At 35.8% G+C, this 20,461-nt stretch carries 24 protein-coding genes; 7 read left to right on the plus strand and 17 right to left on the minus strand.

Annotated elements, in window-relative coordinates:
• Positions 1-16: 16 nt before the first annotated feature.
• The 13 genes from ACJRPK_RS06330 to ACJRPK_RS06390 form a co-directional block, all read right to left on the minus strand.
• Positions 17-1,069 (minus strand): type III polyketide synthase, encoded by a 1,053-nt coding sequence (locus ACJRPK_RS06330; protein ID WP_407139052.1) that lies wholly within the window; start codon positions 1,067-1,069, stop codon positions 17-19.
• Between the two features lie 33 nt (positions 1,070-1,102).
• Positions 1,103-1,819 carry a methyltransferase domain-containing protein gene (locus tag ACJRPK_RS06335; RefSeq protein ID WP_407139054.1) on the minus strand — a complete coding sequence of 239 codons (717 nt, stop codon included), beginning with the start codon at positions 1,817-1,819 and terminating at the stop codon, positions 1,103-1,105.
• Positions 1,813-2,940, minus strand: a complete 1,128-nt coding sequence (locus tag ACJRPK_RS06340) for an NAD(P)/FAD-dependent oxidoreductase (RefSeq protein WP_407139056.1) — start codon at positions 2,938-2,940, stop codon at positions 1,813-1,815. The genes ACJRPK_RS06335 and ACJRPK_RS06340 overlap by 7 nt, the downstream gene beginning before the upstream one ends.
• A gap of 80 nt (positions 2,941-3,020) precedes the next feature.
• Complete coding sequence (locus ACJRPK_RS06345; RefSeq protein WP_407139057.1) at positions 3,021-3,716, minus strand: OmpA family protein; 696 nt, start codon at positions 3,714-3,716, stop codon at positions 3,021-3,023.
• Positions 3,717-3,735: 19 nt separating this feature from the next.
• Positions 3,736-4,218: a lipocalin gene (locus ACJRPK_RS06350; RefSeq protein ID WP_407139058.1), complete on the minus strand. Its 483-nt coding sequence runs from the start codon at positions 4,216-4,218 to the stop codon at positions 3,736-3,738.
• Positions 4,219-4,290: 72 nt separating this feature from the next.
• Entirely contained in the window at positions 4,291-4,452 is a 162-nt protein-coding gene (locus ACJRPK_RS06355) for a DUF1328 domain-containing protein (RefSeq protein WP_407139059.1), read from the minus strand.
• A 101-nt stretch (positions 4,453-4,553) separates the two neighbouring features.
• The gene (locus tag ACJRPK_RS06360) at positions 4,554-5,867 is read right to left on the minus strand and encodes an MFS transporter (RefSeq protein WP_407139061.1); all 1,314 of its coding nucleotides are present in this window, start codon (positions 5,865-5,867) and stop codon (positions 4,554-4,556) included.
• Positions 5,868-5,950: 83 nt separating this feature from the next.
• Positions 5,951-6,772 carry a M48 family metallopeptidase gene (locus tag ACJRPK_RS06365; RefSeq protein WP_407139062.1) on the minus strand — a complete coding sequence of 274 codons (822 nt, stop codon included), beginning with the start codon at positions 6,770-6,772 and terminating at the stop codon, positions 5,951-5,953.
• A gap of 180 nt (positions 6,773-6,952) precedes the next feature.
• The gene (locus tag ACJRPK_RS06370) at positions 6,953-8,266 is read right to left on the minus strand and encodes a cation:proton antiporter (protein ID WP_407139063.1); all 1,314 of its coding nucleotides are present in this window, start codon (positions 8,264-8,266) and stop codon (positions 6,953-6,955) included.
• A gap of 96 nt (positions 8,267-8,362) precedes the next feature.
• A complete protein-coding gene (locus ACJRPK_RS06375) occupies positions 8,363-8,929 on the minus strand; it encodes a hypothetical protein (protein WP_407139065.1) in 567 nt (188 codons plus the stop codon).
• A gap of 67 nt (positions 8,930-8,996) precedes the next feature.
• Positions 8,997-10,124, minus strand: a complete 1,128-nt coding sequence (locus ACJRPK_RS06380) for an AI-2E family transporter (protein ID WP_407139066.1) — start codon at positions 10,122-10,124, stop codon at positions 8,997-8,999.
• Positions 10,125-10,244: 120 nt separating this feature from the next.
• On the minus strand, positions 10,245-10,631 hold the full coding sequence (locus ACJRPK_RS06385) for a YchJ family protein (protein WP_407139068.1): 387 nt from the start codon (positions 10,629-10,631) through the stop codon (positions 10,245-10,247).
• Positions 10,624-10,794, minus strand: a complete 171-nt coding sequence (locus ACJRPK_RS06390) for a hypothetical protein (protein ID WP_407139069.1) — start codon at positions 10,792-10,794, stop codon at positions 10,624-10,626. Before ACJRPK_RS06390 ends, ACJRPK_RS06385 begins: the two co-directional genes overlap by 8 nt.
• Before the next feature lie 253 nt (positions 10,795-11,047).
• On the opposite strand from ACJRPK_RS06390, the gene ACJRPK_RS06395 reads away from it, so the two are divergent.
• Positions 11,048-11,791, plus strand: a complete 744-nt coding sequence (locus ACJRPK_RS06395) for an acyl-CoA desaturase (protein ID WP_407139070.1) — start codon at positions 11,048-11,050, stop codon at positions 11,789-11,791.
• 18 nt (positions 11,792-11,809) lie between these two features.
• Here ACJRPK_RS06395 and ACJRPK_RS06400 read toward each other — a convergent pair whose 3' ends face one another.
• Positions 11,810-12,487, minus strand: a complete 678-nt coding sequence (locus ACJRPK_RS06400; RefSeq protein WP_407139071.1) for a DUF2293 domain-containing protein — start codon at positions 12,485-12,487, stop codon at positions 11,810-11,812.
• A gap of 213 nt (positions 12,488-12,700) precedes the next feature.
• On the opposite strand from ACJRPK_RS06400, the gene ftsH reads away from it, so the two are divergent.
• From ftsH to ACJRPK_RS06415, 3 genes are read left to right on the plus strand one after another with little or no spacing between them, the layout of a single operon-like run.
• The gene (gene ftsH / locus ACJRPK_RS06405) at positions 12,701-14,680 is read left to right on the plus strand and encodes an ATP-dependent zinc metalloprotease FtsH (protein ID WP_407139072.1); all 1,980 of its coding nucleotides are present in this window, start codon (positions 12,701-12,703) and stop codon (positions 14,678-14,680) included.
• A gap of 25 nt (positions 14,681-14,705) precedes the next feature.
• Positions 14,706-15,074, plus strand: a complete 369-nt coding sequence (locus ACJRPK_RS06410) for a hypothetical protein (RefSeq protein ID WP_407139073.1) — start codon at positions 14,706-14,708, stop codon at positions 15,072-15,074.
• Positions 15,075-15,129: 55 nt separating this feature from the next.
• Positions 15,130-15,606 (plus strand): hypothetical protein, encoded by a 477-nt coding sequence (locus tag ACJRPK_RS06415; RefSeq protein ID WP_407139074.1) that lies wholly within the window; start codon positions 15,130-15,132, stop codon positions 15,604-15,606.
• Between the two features lie 897 nt (positions 15,607-16,503).
• Here ACJRPK_RS06415 and ACJRPK_RS06420 read toward each other — a convergent pair.
• Together ACJRPK_RS06420 and ACJRPK_RS06425 are read right to left on the minus strand one after the other, a co-directional pair.
• The gene (locus tag ACJRPK_RS06420; protein ID WP_407139075.1) at positions 16,504-17,418 is read right to left on the minus strand and encodes a cyclic nucleotide-binding domain-containing protein; all 915 of its coding nucleotides are present in this window, start codon (positions 17,416-17,418) and stop codon (positions 16,504-16,506) included.
• Positions 17,419-17,427: 9 nt separating this feature from the next.
• Positions 17,428-17,577: a hypothetical protein gene (locus tag ACJRPK_RS06425; protein ID WP_407139076.1), complete on the minus strand. Its 150-nt coding sequence runs from the start codon at positions 17,575-17,577 to the stop codon at positions 17,428-17,430.
• 626 nt (positions 17,578-18,203) lie between these two features.
• Between ACJRPK_RS06425 and ACJRPK_RS06430 the strand changes: the two genes are divergently transcribed.
• From ACJRPK_RS06430 to ACJRPK_RS06440, 3 genes are all read left to right on the plus strand, one after another.
• Positions 18,204-18,704 (plus strand): nicotinate-nucleotide adenylyltransferase, encoded by a 501-nt coding sequence (locus ACJRPK_RS06430; protein WP_407139077.1) that lies wholly within the window; start codon positions 18,204-18,206, stop codon positions 18,702-18,704.
• A gap of 85 nt (positions 18,705-18,789) precedes the next feature.
• Positions 18,790-18,996 carry a dodecin family protein gene (locus ACJRPK_RS06435; protein ID WP_407139078.1) on the plus strand — a complete coding sequence of 69 codons (207 nt, stop codon included), beginning with the start codon at positions 18,790-18,792 and terminating at the stop codon, positions 18,994-18,996.
• A 139-nt stretch (positions 18,997-19,135) separates the two neighbouring features.
• The gene (locus tag ACJRPK_RS06440; RefSeq protein WP_407139079.1) at positions 19,136-19,774 is read left to right on the plus strand and encodes a class I SAM-dependent methyltransferase; all 639 of its coding nucleotides are present in this window, start codon (positions 19,136-19,138) and stop codon (positions 19,772-19,774) included.
• 36 nt (positions 19,775-19,810) lie between these two features.
• Here the strand turns inward: ACJRPK_RS06440 and ACJRPK_RS06445 are convergent, their stop codons facing one another.
• A complete protein-coding gene (locus tag ACJRPK_RS06445; protein WP_407139080.1) occupies positions 19,811-20,449 on the minus strand; it encodes a phosphoribosyltransferase in 639 nt (212 codons plus the stop codon).
• Positions 20,450-20,461: the final 12 nt, after the last annotated feature.

Here is a 20,461-nt window from a genome sequence, read left to right on the forward strand (position 1 = left end):
AATTTCTTCCTACTGATTACCATTCCAATAAAACCCGTTGTGCAGAGAATCCGGGTCCGAAACTTAACATAAGTCCCAATGCTCCCGGTTCTTTCTGTGTTTCCATAAAGCGTTCTAACACATACAATACGGTGGCACTGCTCATGTTTCCATATTGACGCAGAACTTCTTTGGTATCATCGATATTCTTTCCTAAATCTCCAAAAAGAGCTTCTACGGTTTGTACAATTTTCTTACCTCCCGGATGAAAAATTAAATGGTCGATGTCTTCAATTTCTTTTTCATACAATTTTAAAAAAGGATAAATGATATCGGGAAAATGTGAAGCAATTTTTTCCGGAACCACTTTATCTAAAACCATTTGTAACCCGGTATTCGTAAGTTCGAACCCCATCATTTGTGTATCATCATAAAAATGGTACATAGAGCCTCCCAAAACTTTGGGACCGGTAGCATCCTCTTCTGATGACAATAAGGTACAAGCAGCACCATCACCAAAGATAGCAGCACTTACAACATTCGTCATGCTGTAATCTTCATGCTGAAAAGTTACCGTAGGTGCTTCAATCGCAATTACAGCAGCACGTTTACCAGGATTGGCCTTTAAAAAATTGTTGGCATATATAATCCCTGAAACTCCCGCAGCACATCCCATTTCTGTAACCGGTAACCGCACAATATCCTGACGTAGTCTCAGTTCATTAATAAGGTATGCATCCAAGGATGGTATCATGATGCCTGTACAACTTACGGTAATAATATAATCTAATGACTCTGGCGCCCACTGTTGCTCATGCAATGCTTTTTGAAGCACCTGAGTTCCTATTTTTTTGACTTCACGAACATAGATTGTATTCTTTTGTTCAAATGAAGTAGCCGTAAATACTTCATCTATGCTCATAATCCCATAGCGTTTATCCACCGCCGCATTTTCAAATATTTTTAGCACTTTGCGTTTAAATCTTGATTCCTGTCCCTCGAGCCATTTTGACACAAAAGGCAGGATCTCATCTGTTGTTCGTTCGTATGGAGGCAGCACTTTAGCTACTCCGGTAATTTTTACACTCAAATTATATTGGTATTAATACTTTTAAACTAAATTTTATTTTTTCATCAAAATCCATTGATATCTAAATGCCCATCGCCATCGTATTCGGTGATACGCACCATTAATTTGTTTGGCATATTGCTCCAAATCGCTTCTTTTAAAACCTCTCAATATCGAAATAGCTCCATCCTTTTGCGCTATAGGATTTTTAATAAAGAAAACGCACAGAAATTTGAATAAATAATAGGCCGTGCCACTACGATGTAAATCATTTATGACTACGCCCATTTTTGCTATAGCTATGAATTGATTGGTTAAATGAAGAAGTTCAGGTTTTTTAAAATGATGCAGTGTCAGCGTACACAATATGATATCATACGCATTCTCCTTTGCATCCGGGGTTGTCAAAAAATCTTGTGCATACCACTCAATTTCAGGATAGTCATAGGATAGCTCTTTTGCGATACGAATCGTGTGAGCATTGCCGTCAATACCGATTAGTTTAAAACTATACCCACGCTCTTTTCCTAAAGTTGCCAACACGCGTAACATATGTCCGTCGCCACAGCCCATATCAACAATGGTATAGCTGGCTTGTTTCGGTCTTGATGTAATTACTGATAATACTCCGTCTACTGTTATAGACGTTCCTCCCAGCCAACTATTGATCGCCGCAAGATCTTGTAACGTTTTCTTGAGCGCTGTTCCCTGAAGATCAAAGGAATCCATAATCTCTTCTTCAGTACTTCTATATTGCGTATTGATTAACATAGTATCGCCTTTCCGTGTGTTTGTTTAATAATACCGGGTATAGTTGCGGGAAACGATGCGCCTATTGCATATCCGATCTCTTGTAAATACGGATTCAGAACTACAGATTGTAAGATTCTGCCAGCTGCTAATCGTTTCGAAAATTGGTGCTTCCATGCCTTTTTATAGGCACTCTCTATCGCTTCTCTCGTCTGGGCCTCCCCTTTTAAACTATCCACTAAAATCTGACATAGTAGCTGAGCACTTTGAATCGCCATTGCCATACCATTACCGCACAAGGGATGAATCATTCCCGCCGCATCACCCAGTAAAAATATGTGATCATGAAGTAGACTTTTGCGATCAAAACTAATCTGACTTATTGATAGTGGTCGATCAAATAAACAATGAGCCTGCTCAAAAAATTCGCGTACATGTGGATTGGCACACAGGACTTGATCTTGAAAATCATCTAGATTTTGATATTTTTTAAAACTTTCAAAATTTACCAAATAACATACATTTATCTTATCATCTTCGATTTTGGAGATACCACAATAGCCACCTTCAAAATTATGAAGCGCTACGAGGTTATCAGGGAATATACCAGAATAGTGCGCTTTGACTGCCAGCCAAGGTGATTTTCTCTGAATGAAAGAGCGACGCAATGTTTTATCCAAACCTGAACGTTTTCCGTACGCGCCAATCACATACGCTGCAGTAAAAAGTCCGTTATTTTTAGTCGTTACAAGAAACTTATTTGCTTCAAAACGAACATCTAACACCTGATCTTGTATAATTACTACTCCAGAAGCTTTGGCTAGCTCATATAGGTGGTGATCTAAGCTGTATCGACTCACACCAAATCCACCTAAAGGAAGTGTACTATGTAAAATATTTCCTTTTTGAGTAGAAATTTGAACCTCCTCCAGTCGCGTAGGGTGTAGTATAGTAACATCGATACCCAAGGTCTTCCAGTAAGGCAATATTTCATTTGAAATATATTCGCCGCACACCTTATGAGTGGGATATGTGTTTTTCTCAAAGAGTTGTACATATATACCCTGCCCTGCTAAGTGTATTGCACTAGTTAATCCTGCTAATCCCCCACCAATTATTATAACTTGATCTTTACGATTCATTGGTATGAAGATACTGAATTTTAAGCATAAAAAAATCCCGATCATTACAATCGGGATTAAAATATTCCTAAATTTCCTTACTATTGTTTTACTTGCTCTTCAGCTTCGCGAATCATAGTTTCATTTGCTACAATACCGAGCTCTACACGACGGTTTTTTGAACGTCCTTCTGCTGTAGAATTATCGTATTTTGGCATTGTTTCACCATGCCATAATGTTTTGAAACGACCACTATCAACACCTTGTAAGATCAAATAGCTTGTTACGGCGTTTGCTCTTTTTTTGGATAATGTCATATTGTATGCATCATCACCGGTACTATCTGTATGTCCTTCAACCAATAAATTTGTGTTAGGATATTCTTTAAAAATCCCTACCAGTTTATTTAAGGTAGCTCTTGACTTAGCATTGATATTATGCTTATTTGTATCAAAATAAACACCACTATTTTCATCAAATACTACGTCGATACCTTCACCAACACGTGTAACTTCGGCTCCCGGAATCTCTTCTTCAATTTTTTGGGCTTGTTTATCCATTTGCTTCCCAATAACGCCTCCGGCAACTCCACCTACAACACCACCAATTATGGCACCTAATACAGAATTTTCCTTGTTACCAACGTTGTTACCAATAACACCACCAAGCACGGCTCCTCCGGCAGTACCTATTACAGCACCTTTTTGAGTATTATTAGCATTTTTAATACTATCACAACTTGATAGTAATGCGACCGCTGTTAGTACCGTCACTATTTTTCTTATATATGTTCTCATCGAAATATTCAATTTATGGTTATTGTATTTTATTAAAATTCATGGTTATAACAAAAGGCTTTCCTTCTAGACTTACTGTTTGTGTCCAGGTCATCGTAGTTTCATCCAGACTTTCAAGCGTCATACGGTATCCTTTGTTATTATTGGTGCTTTTCTTTTTTTCGTTGATAGGTTTGAACATAAAGCTATACACCCCATTAGCATCAGGCGTAGGAATGGTCCATCTAAAATTACGAGCTCCCATTTGCATACATGCGTCACGATTTACATCATAGGTACCTGTATTATTGTTTGGTATAAATCTCCAGGTAGAACCGGTAAGGCACTCAGCTGAAGCGTCATCATACAAGGTAACCTCAAAAATACCTGATCGGCTGTAGGAAATATTATCCAGTGACCAGGAACCTTTCAACGTTTTCTTTGCAGAATTAATAGTACGTTGCGTAGGACTACAAGAGACCACTGCAAGCGCGACTAAGGTTAGTAATAAAATCTTTTTCATAAAATTTGGTTAGTTAAATTTGTAAATAGTTATGGATACTAAAACGTATCCATTTTAAAAATAGTATTTGTATTATCTTCTAAATAATCGGCTGATAAGCGAGAGTACAAATAGAATTAGAAAGATATAGAAAAGTATTCTTGCAATGCTTTCAGCTCCGGAAGCGATACCTCCAAAACCTAAAATTCCTGCAATAATGGCAATAATGATAAATATAATGGTCCAGCGTAACATAGTACTATAGTTTAATTTTACAACACGAATATACTGTCATCCTAAAATGATGTAAGAAATATTATAAAACATTAACGCCAATTTGTTAACAAAACTTAATTTCAGTTTTTCTCAGCAACTACCTCAAGCCTGGGAACTCTTAACAACCCTATAATTCCTAAAACAAAGAAGATACCTAAGAAAATGACAGCACTGCGCATGCTACCGGTGATCAAATCTACAGTTGCATAGATCCCCATTCCGATAATGATACCAATTTTTTCTGCCACATCATAAAAACTGAAATAAGAGGTGGTATCCTCGGTTTCGGGCAAATATTTTGAATACGTAGATCGTGAAAGCGCCTGAATCCCTCCCATAATTAGTCCGACCACACCTGCCGTGACGTAAAATTGCATTGAGGTTTCTACAAAATACGCATATATACAAACCCCTAACCAAATAACATTAATACCTATCAAGGTAGTAATATTACCATATCTTTTGGAACATCTGGAAGTTAAAATAGCTCCGCCCACAGCCACAATCTGAATCAATAAAATACTGACAATCAACCCCATGGTTTTGTTTCCATCGCCACCCCAGTCAATCTCTTGTTCTCCAAAATAGGTCGCAACCAACATAACCGTTTGAACGGCCATACTATATACAAAAAAGGCTATCAAATAACGTTTCAACGGAATATTTGCCGTTAACCCTTTTCTTACGGCATTTAACTCCTTAAAACCTTTGAACAGAACACTACGATCTAATGAATGTCCCTTATTGCCCTTGGGCAAATAATAGTAGGAAAATTGACTGAAAGCAATCCACCACACGCCTACCATAATAAATGATAGTTTCATGGCATCAATTCGAGCAGTATCCGTCTCAGCAGTCATAACCATTGCTAAGTTTATCAATAATAAGATCACACTCCCAATATATCCTAATGAATATCCTTTGGCACTTATTTTATCCTGTTGCTCCAGATGTGCGATATCAGGTAAATAGGAATTATAAAAAACTATACTCCCCCAATATCCTACCAAGGCTAAAATATAAAATGTGAGACTAAAATAAATATGTTCTTTACTAAACCAAAAAAGTGCGATACAAGAAAAAGCGCCCAAATAATTAAAGAATTTCATAAAAATCTTCTTATTCCCAATATAATCCGCAATTCCCGACAAAATTGGAGAGGTAATAGCCACAATTAAAAATCCAATGGCGGTGGCATAGGTTATCAAAGGCGTACTGCGAATTGCGTATCCAAATACGGTTATCAATTCATTCTTAGTAAAAAGAGATCCATAAAAGATCGGAAATACAGCAGAAACAATTGTTAAACTGTACACAGAATTAGCCCAGTCATAAAAAGCCCACGCGTTTAATAAGGTTTTATGCCCTTTGGGCAATACTCTAGAATTCATCATATATAAATTAAAAAAGCTGTTTTGATAGTTTCAAAACAGCTTCTAAAATAGAAATAATATTATTAACGTAGCGCTACTAACAATTATTTAAAGTTGGTAACCCCAAACTTACGTGCTTCTGCCTTTGCACCCGGAGCCCACGCAGTAAGATTTGCGATACGCGTATCACTGGATGGATGTGTACTCATAAACTCTGGTGGGGATTGTCCTCCACTATTTGCTTTCATTCGTCTCCACAAATCTGCGGCTTCATCAGGATTATACCCGGCAATCGCCATTAATTGTAAACCAATTTTATCAGCTTCTGTTTCATGACTACGGCTAAAGGGTAACATAACTCCGAATTGCGTTCCTAAACCAAAGGCTGTACCGATAATTTGCTGAGTGCTTTCGCTTCTATTTTGAATGGCAACTGATGTTGCAGCTCCGGCGACTTGCTGTAATTGCCCAGCACTCATACGTTGTTGCCCGTGATTTGCCAAAGCGTGAGCTACCTCATGCCCCATTACCGCAGCGATTCCTGCTTCAGTTTTTGCTATTGGTAAAATTCCTGTATAGAAAACAATTTTACCTCCCGGCATACACCAGGCATTGACAGCATCGTCCTTAACCAAATTATATTCCCACTGATACCCATCCAAATAGCCGGTATAGCCATTGGCGTTTAACCAACGCTCTGAGGCTTTAGCTATTTTTTGTCCGACACGGGTAATCATCTGAGCTTCAGAGGTACCGGTTATCACCTTATTTTCACCCAAAAATTGGTCATATTGCTGAAAAGCCATTGGGAAAATTTGTGAATTCGGCACAATGGCCAATGTTTGTTTTCCGGTAAAAGGATTTGTAGCACATGACATTATTAATGCCGCAGTTCCTATTATTAATAGAGTGTTTTTAATTTTCATGGGTGGTTTTATTTTACTTAACATATGTACATTCTATAAGATCATGTTATAAGTACGACAAAAATGATTCTAACATGTTTTACAAAACTTTATCAGTTTTCACGTGTTAAAATTACAAATTAGAATATAGCTGTTCAAAAATTTACGATGGCTTTAACGTAAAATGCCTATTGCTTAAAATTACACATCTAAATTGTCTGAAGAAGCTGTAGAACCGGTCGATGACATTCCGGATACAGGTTGCGGTACCACAGCGGGTATCTCAACATCTTCAATAATCAGTTCGTCTTCAGCTTCCAGACGTAAGCGTTCACGCTCTTTGTCCCATATCATACCACCGGTCATGATTAAACTGGTACCTATAATTACGAATAATAAAATACCGGGTTCAAATCCTGGAATAATAGCTTCTGCCGGAATCGCGTAAAAAAGTAATACTGTAATTAACCCTCTGGGCGCAATAAACACTTGCGGACTGATATCTTTACCCATGAACAATCGCAACAAGCCATATCGGATCGCATAAATTGTAACAATAATCAGGATGCTTATTAAGGTAACCCGCAAACTCAGTAAGGAAGATAGTGTTATGGTTATTCCAAATATCACAAAGAAAAATGTACGAACTACAAAGGCTGTTTCAGCTGTAATCACATGTAATTCATGATAAATGGATTTTGCTTTTTCAAAATTTATAAATTCTTTTAACCTCCCTTGAAAAAACAATTTCATGTTCGCAATCACTAATCCGAAAATTAAAATGATAATTAAAGATGATAAGTGCATTTTCTTTCCGACAGCATATAAAAGGAGTAAAACCCCGATAAGCAGGAATAATTTCACCTGACTTTTTATTTTCTGAAAAATAAGGATTATACCATAGCTTGCTATAAGAGAAATTACTACTGTCAGTACTAAATTGAGCGCAAATCCTGTTACACCCGAATCTTCGGCCGGATTTAGACTTCCGCTTAAAAAATAAAATAACATGATTCCCAAAATATCAGAAAAGGTGCTTTCATAAATGTGAAATTCCTTTTTCACTTCCGACAGGCTGACAACCGACGGAATGATAATAGCACTGGACAAAATAGATAATGGGGTGGCATACAACCAGGCAGATTGCATGGTCATCCCATCGACCAAGCCATATAATATTAACGCAGCTAAGTAAGTGGAAACGACCAAGCCAATTAGTGCAATTGTAAAGGCTACTAAAATAGGACGTAATTTCTCTCGTTTGAGCTTGAGTTCTAAGGCAGCTTCCAGTACAATCATAATCAAGCCGATGATTCCAAGAATTTCAAGCATCGGAAAAAAATCAAAAGGTTCACCTTCAAAAGATGCCAAACCATATTGTATTATGACTCCTAACACAATCAACATTAAAACCGCAGGTACATTCGTCTTTTTGGCTAAGCCATTAAATATAAAAGACAAAATAATTATGACTGAAAAGCCTATGATTAAGTTATAGGACGAGAAAATTTCCATACGTAGGTTTTTAGATTCGTTATTGATTTGGACTGAAAAGATACTAAAATTATCCAAATACAAATCTATTTTTATACCGAAGGAACCTAACGCCTCTTACATCAATGACCTTTTTAACTCATTAAGATCAATATCGGTATTGATAAGTTGCATCACCACCTCTTTCCTAAATTCTTCCAGATCATCATATTCAAAATATTTGGCCCACTTATAATCTTCCAATATATTTTTAATTTGTTTGATACGTTTACGGGTATCATCGGCGGTTCGTACCACCGCTACCTGATCATAGTCCGGATCATGTTTATGATTATATTGAACCGATTTCGTTTCAAAATCAACCGAAATATAATACGCATCAGCTGCTTCATCCATATTTACTCTAAAATCCTCCCAATCAGCATATCCCAATCGTAAATCATCAATTTCGGCAGGTAAATCTGACAATAATCTCCATTGACAGCTTGCAGCGCGTCCCCAATGATTAGAGAGGCGGTATACACCCTTGGTAGTATAATAATACGAACTGCCCGATTCACTGCGGTAGTGAGGCTTTTTACGCGAAATCTTCCATAATGGTGCCCCTTGGAACACGCAATAGGTACGATCAAAAAAGTTATGTTTCGTAAATTTCTTTATTTTTTTCTTCTCCTGTTCTTCCAATAGCTTAGTTGTTTTCCCGGGACAAAGTAATCACAAAATATTTGAAAAGTAAAGGAGGTTTTGACTGTTACCAGAATTTTATTTTTTGTATGATGGCTGATATTTTACCTTTAGACTTGGGTTCTTCAATGTTACCTATTAATGTACCAATCGGCGCTAACCAAGGAATGGCATCGAACAGCACCTTCAATATTCCGACTAACGGAATTGCCACTACCATCCCCACAATTCCCCAAAGTGCTCCGCCAAAAACTACAGCCAAAATGGTAAACAGTGCATTAAGTCCAACTTTATTCCCTATAACAAAAGGCTCCAGAATATAACTCTCAATAAACTGGGCGATGGTAAAAGTAATGCCAACCCCTATAATTACGGATACTGGTGTAAGACCCTCGGTTACCATTCCTAATAAAATCGCCAGTCCTGCTCCAATAATATTTCCAACATACGGAATAACAGAGAGTAACGCTGCAAAACACGCCAAAAACAATGCATATTTTACACCTATAATTTGTAAACCCGTGTAATAAATGATTGCAAGAATAATAATAAGCACCATTTTACCTATAAAATATTGACGACATACAATCGCTGCATTATGCAATGCGTTTTTAGCAGCCTTTTGGTGAGATGCAGAGAAAAAATTAAGAATAGCTTTGTGAATATGCTCTTTAAAAAAGAGAAAGAAATAGATATATATCAAGATCAGAAAAAAAGAACCCACTACCCCAAATAACGGATTTACCGTGTCTGAAACCATACGCGTTGAAATGGTAAAACTTTGAGAATCGTTTTTATCACTTGGCTTCATAAAATTTATCAGCCGGTCCAATTCTTTAAATTGGATACCTAAATTGGAGTCCAGATATTCCTGAGCGTTATTGACCTTGGGTAACATTTCTGTACGTAAATTATTCCATTCGCTTACCACACCTTTGACACGGGTTGAAAATATAAGTATTAACACGCCCATGGCAACAACTAAAACGCCTAAGGAGACAAATGCTGCTAGGCCTGAACCTAATCTACGCTTAAGTAAGGCGTTGTACAATGGTAATAAGGACATTGCGAATAATCCACCTAATACTAAGGGTGCGATATATTGTTGTGTTTGAATAAGTGCTATAACAACACAATAAACTCCGATAATGGAAAGTACGATTACCAATAAACGTTTGACAAAAGTTTCGGACATGCGTGGCTGGTTTTGATTGTTCAAACTAAGATACTGTATGTTTCAGGTAGTGTTAATTATGATACGCTGGTTTAACCTCTAATTAACAATACTACGAAGTAAACGTTATGGTTTTAACACTTACATTGCTCCCACATAGACCCAATGCTCCTCTTCTCGTTCGAACAATGAATGTTCTTCTATCGTTTGAACTATTCCACCTTCAAAAAAATATGCTTTAAAATGTACGGTGCCTTTTTTATCGTTACTACCACCTTTTGTAGTACCTAAAACTTCCAATCGTATCCATTGGACAGACTTTGCCCAGGCAACGATTTCCTCTTTTTCATGAACCGGTCGTGTGGTACTATGATGACTCTTCATAAGATACACTCCATTGGCAAGTACAAAAGCTGTATACCTGGACCGCATTAAGTCCTCAGCGGTTTTGGCATTGTGAATATTTCTGTGAATTAACTCACAACAATCTGCATAAGTCTTGGCGGTACCGCAAGGACATTTAGTCATTAGTAGTGCTGTCTTGATTATGTTCTTTGATCTTTTCCTTTAATGCTTTTAGTCGCTCAGTTCGTTCGTCCTGCTTTTGACGTAATTTATTCTTTTTACGATCCACAAGCTTCGCATGCTTTGCTTTATTTTTTGTGTTTTTAGGTCTTCCTGATTTTGCCATAATGGTAACAAACTGTAATGATAAGCTACAAAAGTAAACTTTTTGTACAACACAACCTGATATACACCTACCGGATCGGAATAAGTGATTCTATTAGACCAGCTGTCAGGGGCAACTTTATGCTTTGTTTAACGTGAGTTTTTGAGTAGATAGTCTTATTTTTGTAATCGCTAAGTGTCGATTTGGTATGCATTTTGAAGTACCTGATTGCAAAAGCCTTTTAAATTCAAAAATTTAGCACGCAAAGACTACAATGGTTATACTCATCTTTATATTGATCCTATGGTATATGGGATTATTCTTTCAAACTTTTTTTCTTCATAGATATGCCGCGCATCAAACATTTACAATGTCTAAACTGACAGAAAAAATGTGTTTTGTGCTTACCTGGATATTTCAGGGTTCTAATTATTTGAGTGCTTACGGATATGGTGTCATGCACCGTATGCATCATGCGTACGTAGACACAGAGAAAGATCCACATTCACCTAAGTATGATAGTAATTTATTTAGTATGATGTGGCGTACAAAATCTATTTATCAGGATATCAATAACAAGCGTATCGAGTTGGATGCAAAATTCACCAAAAATGCTCCGCAATGGAAAAGTTTTGACAAATTTGCAAGTTCGAACGGTTCAAGAATTGCCTGGGGATTATTTTATACTGCGTTTTTCTACTTTTTTGCTACAGCCTGGTGGCAATGGTTATTTTTACCGGTTGCCTTTTTTATGGCTCCAATTCATGGAGTGATTATCAATTGGTTCGGTCATATAGTAGGTTATACTAATTTTAAGATGAATAATACATCTAAGAATTTGTTTCCTGTTGATTTCTTAATGATGGGTGAAAGCTATCATAACAATCATCATAAGCATGCAAATCGTGCTAATTTTGGCGGAGTGCGTTGGCACGAAATCGATCCTACATATTACATTATGCTGCTGTTACATAAATTACGAATTATAAAATTAAAACCGAGTGCTGTCTCTAAATAGCCCAAAACCGTATTAGGATTATAGAAATCCTCTCCACTGGCGTAGCACCTGCTGAATATCAGTTTTAACTTCTGATCGAATTTGTTTTTTTCCCTTGCCTCTTCCAAATTGGGCGTCATAATTGGTTTCGGTATGACGAATATGTGCTTCTACAGCAAGGTCTATCATTTTAGCATCGAACTGCTTTGCATCAGCGGTCCGTCCTACTCTACCACTATACTTCTCACAAGCATGTTGTGCGATAGCAACTTCACGTTGCGATGGACATAATGGGTATCGAGCACGAATTGCTTTGGCAAAAGCTGCTACGTAGATGCGATCTTGTTGTTCACGAACTATCGCAGCCTTTTTATTCTTCTCTGCGCGAATAGCAGCATCTTGAGCACATTCTTTTTCTGCTATTTTAATAGCCACTTCTTGTACGAGTTGTCCGGTACGTTGAAAACGTTTACGCCGTACATTCCATTCTAATACCACAGCACAACGATCCGAATGTTTTTTTGAACGCCTAGTAAGTGCGGCATCTCCAGAAGGTAAGAATACATAACCCACAAAGGGCGAACACGCAAAACAGCTGCCTTTGTGATTCTCACTTTCTGCTACAAAGGATTTACCTTTTGGTATGCGTTTACCACAAACGCTACATTTGAGTTTCTCTTTTTTGGTAAGGAAGATATTTTGAGATTCGGTTGCCAAAAGCTATGATTTTTAGATAGGCAAAAGTAATGGTTTTGGGATGTATTATACTCACAATACAAACTGTTTTTGTTTTGAAAAAATCATGGAAGAATCGCATTTTGTCTATTAAATCGGACTAGAAATAGAAAACATTGACTTTTAATGACCGATATCATTTCCGGCAGAGCGAATTTGAAATAGCTTTAGAGTAAATTCAAGATATTTTAATCGATGAGTGCTAATAAAAATAATATTCCCAATGCTTTCAAACCTACCGGAAGGCCAACTACTAAAAAACCAAATAAAAACTTTCGTTCTTATTGGCTTTATATTGCTTTTATCTTTTTCATCATTTTTTCCATAGTATCAAGGTCAAGCAATGAAACTAAAGAGATAACCTGGCTGGCATTTGAGAGAACCTTACTGCAGGATAATTCGGTTGAAAAAATTATTATCGTAAATAAAGAAGTTGCTGAGATTTATTTAAGATCTGAAAAAGGTGCAACTAGTATAGATATGGTAGATAAACCAAAGGGATTATTTAGTTATGAAGCAGAACCTACTTATATTTTGACTATCGGATCGATTGAAACTTTTGAGAATAAACTAGAGAAAGCTACTCAACACCTTGCTGAAGAAGATAAAATTGAAATTCAATATGAAAATAGAACCAATTGGTTTTCACTATTTTCCTGGTTTTTCCCTGTCGTGTTATTTATAATATTCTGGCTATTTCTGCTCAAACGCTCTGGGATGGGGTCTGGTACGGGAAGTTCTTTGATCAACTTTGGAAAAAGTACGGCAAAGTTAACAAGCAAGGATGCTAAAAGCTCTATAACCTTTGAGGATGTTGCCGGTTTAGAAGAAGCGAAGATTGAGCTCAAAGAAATTATAGAATTTCTAAAAAGTCCGGAAGTATATACTAAGCTTGGCGCAAAAATTCCGAAGGGTGTTATGCTTGTTGGTCCGCCGGGTACCGGTAAAACCCTGATGGCCAAAGCTATTGCCGGAGAAGCTAAAGTACCTTTCTTTTCATTATCAGGATCTGAATTTGTTGAAATGTTTGTGGGCGTCGGTGCTTCTAGAGTAAGAGATCTATTTAAACAAGCTAAGGATAAAGCACCTTGTATAATTTTCATCGATGAAATTGATGCTATTGGACGTTCCAGAGGAAAAGCGAATGCGTTTCAAACAAATGATGAAAGAGAAAATACATTGAATCAGCTTTTGACCGAGTTAGATGGATTTGGCACCAATACAGGTGTGATTGTTCTGGCTGCAACCAATCGAGCGGATATTTTGGATAAAGCATTACTAAGACCCGGAAGATTTGATCGTCATATCTATTTGGAATTGCCTAATAAACAAGAACGAAAAGCAATATTTGAGGTCCATTTAAAAAATATCGTGAAATCTATGGATGTGAATATAGATATACTTGCATCACTTAGTCCGGGATTCTCAGGAGCTGATATTGCAAATATCTGTAATGAGGCAGCGCTGATCGCAGCTCGCAAGAAAAAAATAGCGGTTGAACAGGAAGATTTCATGGAAGCAAGGGATCGGGTCGTTGGAGGATTAGAGCGTAAATCAAAAATAATTTCTGCAGAAGAAAAACGTATTGTGGCCTATCATGAAGCCGGTCATGCCGTAATTAGTTGGTATCTCAAACATGTGGACTCATTAATGAAAGTTTCTATAATTCCCAGAGGGAAGTCCCTGGGAGCCGCATGGTACCTTCCAGAGGAACATCAAATTATTACCAAGACCCAATTTATTGATCGTATATGTGCTGCACTTGGAGGGAGGGCCGCAGAAGAATTGATTTTTGACGAAGCCTCGTCAGGAGCGCTGGACGATCTCGAAAAAATCACGAAACAAGCGTATAGTATGGTAGCCTATTACGGATTAGGTTATGCAATCGGACCTATGAGCTATTATGACTCTACGGGTCAAAATGACCGTATATTCGGGAAACCCTATAGTGAAAATATGGCTAAATTAATCGATACCGAGGTGCATCGTTTGATTGCGGATGCATATAAAAGAACAAAAGCATTATTACAAGTGCACAAAGCAGAATTAGAGCAACTGGCACAATTACTACTAAAAAAGGAAGTTGCCTATCAGGAAGACTTAGAAAGAATTTTAGGTAGAAGAACTAAAGCCTCAACGACAAATGCTTCAGAACTGAATGCATTCACAAATTAAATAAATCTTATAAATAACAGAAATTATGGAAAAAGAAGTTTTAAACAATGATGTTTTTCATTTCGAACATCAGCACTGGAGACGACAACTATTGTTCTGGGAAGATGAGCTAAAATTTTTTGAAAATAGGCTGAGCGAATTGGTGGGGCGTTGGACCAAAAAAGATGTTTTGGCGCAGCTAGAGCATTTTCAGAATCAATTTATTCTTCACAAAGAGGTTATTGACACACTACAACATGATATCAATGTTCATGAAACTGATATGTCTGAGCATAGCAAGAAAGGAAAAAGTGAGGTGTTAAATACAAATTTTACCAAGCATCATGTAGGATTTAGAGATCGTATAGAAACGCAAAGAACTATTTATCATGCACTCAAAAAAGGAGTTTTTTAGATTTCTATCCAAATATATGTAAACACTAATTAAACAAGTATGTAATTTTTTAAATATGAAACTTTTAAAAATTAAAATCGTTGTAATAATATCCTTATTATTTTGTCTAACATCCTATACTAGTGTGTTAGCGCAATGCGGAAGTTGCTGGGGACAGAATTCTAACTATGGAAAACTTTTTAATCCTCAGACTTTAAAAACGCTGACCGGTACTGTTGTCGCTGTAGAACGAATAATGCCCAATAAAAATATGTCATATGGTCTTCATCTAAAAGTTAAAACAGAAGATGCCGATGAAACCATTTCGGTTCATTTAGGACCTACGTGGTATCTGGACAATCAAGAAATTCAATTTAGCACTGGAAATAAGATCACCGTTAAGGGTTCAGAAGTGTCTTATAATAACGAACCGGCTATAATCGCTACAGAAGTTAAACGTAACGATTATACATTAACATTGCGCAACGATACTGGATATCCTGTATGGAGTGGCTGGCGAAAGAAAGGAATGAGGAAAGGTAGTAATAGGTAGTGAGGTTATTTTAAGAAGTAGCTACGACAACTAAATAACTAGTCATCCTATTTTTTACCTTTATTATAGGAATACCACCACAGCATCATTTTTTTTCTAAAAAAATACCTTCTCCCTATTTTTCCTTATTATTAAGATTCTTATCCGGAGAAATTTCTTATTGGTGTTCATTTATGGCTGAGCCTATCTTTTTTATTGTCTCCTAGAAACGAGCACGATTTTTCTTCTAGTAATATAAAATAAGTCTCTTTTGAAAAAAAATAGCCAATAAAGAATTGATCGTTAGAAAGAATATTTCATAGTATTAAAACTTAAGTTATAGTAAAGACTATTATAAAACATAACTAATTTATCATAAATTAAACATAAACAATTAACTGATAACCAATGGATTATACTTATGAAAAAGTTAATTAAATATTAAAATAAATCAAACTGATTTTGGTCATTTTCCTGTACCATTTTATAGTTTACTTTAGCCACATAGAATTGAAAGCAAAACCTTTGGTGTAGTGTATATATCAGAGGTCATAAGAGAGTTATAAGTTCTTTTTATACCATGGGATTTTTATATTGTTTTAGCGATAAAGCAGTATTTCAAATTGCTGTAAGTGGTCATAAAGTAATTTAAAACTTTCTATGGAACCGGAACATTTCGGTGTTCCGGTTTCTTTAAAAGACATACAATTGTCTGTTCATTAAATTTTCATTCGGTACACTTTATTAAGGAGATAAAACTATCTATGTTAGTTTGAATCATAAGATATTTTAGCGATAAGATCGTTTTATGATTGCTTAGAACATTGATACATTTAATTTCCTTATAGGAAACAGGAGGTTATGCTTCCTGTTTCTGTTTTTATCTTATTCGTCGATAATTAATTACAAAAATCGATCCTAAGCGAAACTCGCGATTCTCCTTAGTTTATCTATATCCAAAAGAATAATTTTTCTCCCCTTTCCCGTAGTTATTAAACCTTCTTCTTTGAATTTTGACAACATGCGTATAGCAGTTTCAGTCGCTGTCCCAATGATACCAGCAAAGTCTTCTCTGGGGATATCAACTCCTAAGGTATTCGTTCCAATATGAACATTACTATTACTATGTAGCTCTAATAACGCTTTGGCGACCCTTTGTCTCACCGGAGCAAAAGCCATATATAACATTTGTTTTCTTGAATCAATTAAATCTTTAGAAAGTATCATAATGAACTTGTTTGCAACCACATTATTCTTATACATGAGTTGCTTGAAGTCATTCTTTGGAATTTCGCACATTATAGCTTCTTCAATAACGGTTGCGGTTTCTATATTTACTTCCTTTTCATTAAGCAACGACACCTGACCTACAAAATTACCTGATCCGTGTATACCGGTTATGAACTCTTTACCTGTCGCTGTAAGTTTATGCGTTTTAACCACTCCGCTTTGTATAAAATATAATTTACTGGCATTTTTGCCTTCGCTCAGTATTGTTGTTCCTATTTCATAGGTTTTAATAGGATACTTTTGAGTGAATCCTTCAAGATCCATAAATTGTGATGCGTCAATCAAAAATGACTCTGTATCCATATTCATCTTAGAAAATGTTTTTTTCATTAAATCATTCTTTTTCAATCTACTTTCAATAGCTTCTAATAACTCATGTTCCTCAAACGGTTTTGTCAAATAGTCATCGGCTCCCAAATTCATTCCTCTTCTAAGATCTGATTTCTTTGACTTTGCAGTAACAAAAATGATGGGAATTCCCGCAGTTTTTGGATTTTCTCTTAGGATTTGCAAAGTTTGATATCCATCTAGTTCAGGCATCATAATATCACATTAAACTAAATTTGGAAGATAGTCTTTCGTTTTTTCAATACCCTCTCTTCCATTTTTAGCGGTTTTAACTAGATAACCGGCAAGTTCAAGGATTTCTGCAGTAGTTACGCGTACAGTTTCATCATCTTCAATTAAAAGTATCTTTTTCATAATGATTATGGATATAAAGCTGTTTTTATAAATAAATTTTCGCTTATTGTTGATGCTGTTCACGATTAGGTATCTTTCATATAATCATTTTAATTAGCGATTCGTCACGATACATCTATAACACGTTAGAAAATACTAAAGCTGATTTTTACTCTTCTGATGAAAGAGAATCTAACGCTCTTGTGCTTTACTTCTAGTATTCTGTAAAGACTTCTTGTATCTTAACTGTTAACGTGCATGGTAAACTATGCTCGAATTAATAATGTATATCAGTTTATACTACTCAGGGCAAGAATCAATCTTTTGTTTAAAGATAAATTGTATACAAACTTTTTAGCAAGACAGCCTAAATATATGTTGGTTTACAGTATCTTAACATGATTTTTATCATACTTCAAAAAGCTAATTCTTAGCTAACCTTAAAGGCCATATCCTGTATACTTTGTATTCATCAAAATAATTTATAAGCTAATAGAAAAGTAATAATATACATGACTTGTATACCGGTAAATTCTAGAATGACCATGGTCATTGTAATATAAAGATAGATCTGATAGCTTTATGATAATCTGGAAAAAGGCTACCAGTAACGAATCCAATTTATATAACATAAAAAATTAGAAATCATGAAAAAATTTATCGTTAGTTTATTAATCCTGGGAATAAGCTTTCCCTTTTATTCTCAGAAAGTAGAACAGTTATCTGAGGTATTTATTAGTGCTACAAATTATAAATATCTCGATAAGGTTAGTTCTCGGGAAGTTGCCGTACCTGTTGAGCTGCTAGAAAGAAAAGTGGCAACTTTTAATTTAAAGGATGCAGATTTTTATCAGGATGATTATGATTTATATCAGGTCACTTTCTATATTCCCGAAGGGAAGATCCTTGCTTCATATGATAAAGAGGGAAATATTCTACGTACTGCCGAACGATTTGTTGATGTTAACTTACCCACTAAAGTGATTAATGCTGTCAAAGAAAGATTTCCAAACTGGGCGATTTCAAAGGACATTTATCTGGTCAATTATCATGATAAGAAAGGTGCTAAGAAAAGGTATAAACTCAAATTAGAAAATCAGGATAAGGTCCTTCGTGTAAAGGTGGATGAAAATGGGGATTTTATGTAAAGTCATGGGCAATTATTTACGACTTATATTATGAGTATAATAAAGCGTTTAAAAAAATATTAATTACTATTAAAAAATTAAGATTATGTCAGTACTAAAAGTAATAGAAGTTTTAGGTAACTCTACAGAGAGTTTTGAAGATGCTGTTAACAATGTCGTTAAAGAGGCCTCAAAAACTGTAAAAAATATTAAATCTGTTTATATTAAAGATATGCAGGTTACTGTCAACAACAATGAAATCGCAGAATATCGAATTAACACAAAGGTATGTTTTGGAATTATGGATGATTAAAAAATAATCCATTTCACTATATATGGGTATTCTCCCAATTTATATTTTCATTATTAAAGCCAGTAGATCTAAGCTACCTATATATAGTTATACCTCGTTTGACTCGCTTGATCAAAATAATCATTTAAAATGTACTGTAATGATACAAACAGAAGTATTTAATAATAATGTTGAAGCATATGAGGTTTGGTACGATGAACATAAAGCTGTATACGAATCTGAAATAGCTGCGTTGAGAGCGCAATTAGAAAAATTACCGGCTACGCTTCGAGGTATCGAAGTAGGTGTCGGAACCGGAAGATTTTCAAAACCTTTAGGAATCAAAGAAGGTATAGAACCAGCAACAGAAATGGCAGATAAAGCGATTCGAAGAGGAGTAGAAATAATTGAAGGAACAGCTGAAAGACTTCCTTATAAAGATATACAATTTGACTTTGTGATGTTTGTAACCATATGCCATCTATCAAATGTAAAAGCTGCTTTTAAAGAAGCTTATAGGGTACTAAAACGTGGTGGAAGTATCATAGTTGGTTTTCTTGATAAAGATCAGACAATAGCAAGAAGCTATCTTGAAAAGCGAAACCAAAGTACTTTTTATAGAAACGCAACTTTTTATACTGTTACGCACATTATAAAACTGTTGAAGGAAGTCAAATTTATAGAAACAGAATTTAATCAAACTTTATTCGGAAAGCTGGAGGATATTAAAAAAATTCAAGAACCAAAAGAAGGATATGGTGAAGGTTCATTTGTGGTAGTAAAAGCGATCAAAAGATAGCTCAACAATTGTTAATACTCGGTATAATAGTACGTTTCAATGAATTTTATCCTTATTACTTTCCTCTAATATACGTATAGCCATTTCATCTGTTACGGTCGAGAATTCCTTATAAAACTGTCCCACAGCATAAAATTTATCTGAGGCTTGTAAGCATATCACTTCTTGAACAAAAGGAGAGCTATTCAACTTTTTAACCACTGAGGTAGGTGCCACAGGAACCGCTACTACAATACTGTGAGGTTTTTGGTTGTGAACAAGTTTGATAGTTGCCATCATCGTATTACCCGTGGCAATGCCGTCATCCACTATGATTACTATCTTTTGCTCGAGGCTAAGTGGCTTTAAATTTTTATAGTATTGATAATAACGCCTTTGTAATTTCTTTCGAATTTTTTGAATTTCCTGTTTGATGTATTCTTGTGATACCTCATAAGAATCTATAATGGATAGTTCATTCAGACTTACTGCACCAATAGCGAATTCCTTATTCTTGGGATGCCCTATTTTCTTTGTAAGTACAACATCAAGCGGTGCATCCAAAGTTTTGGCTACAATTGCTCCCAAAGGTAATCCCCCCCTGGGAATGGCTAAAACAATTGTATTCTTATCTTTTAAATGCTCTAGGTGTGCCGCTAATTGAATCCCGGCTTCTCTTCTATTCTTAAAAATCATATGCCTATTCAT

The sequence above is a fragment of the Aquimarina sp. 2-A2 genome (assembly GCF_045505135.1).
Lineage (GTDB): Bacteria > Bacteroidota > Bacteroidia > Flavobacteriales > Flavobacteriaceae > Aquimarina > Aquimarina intermedia.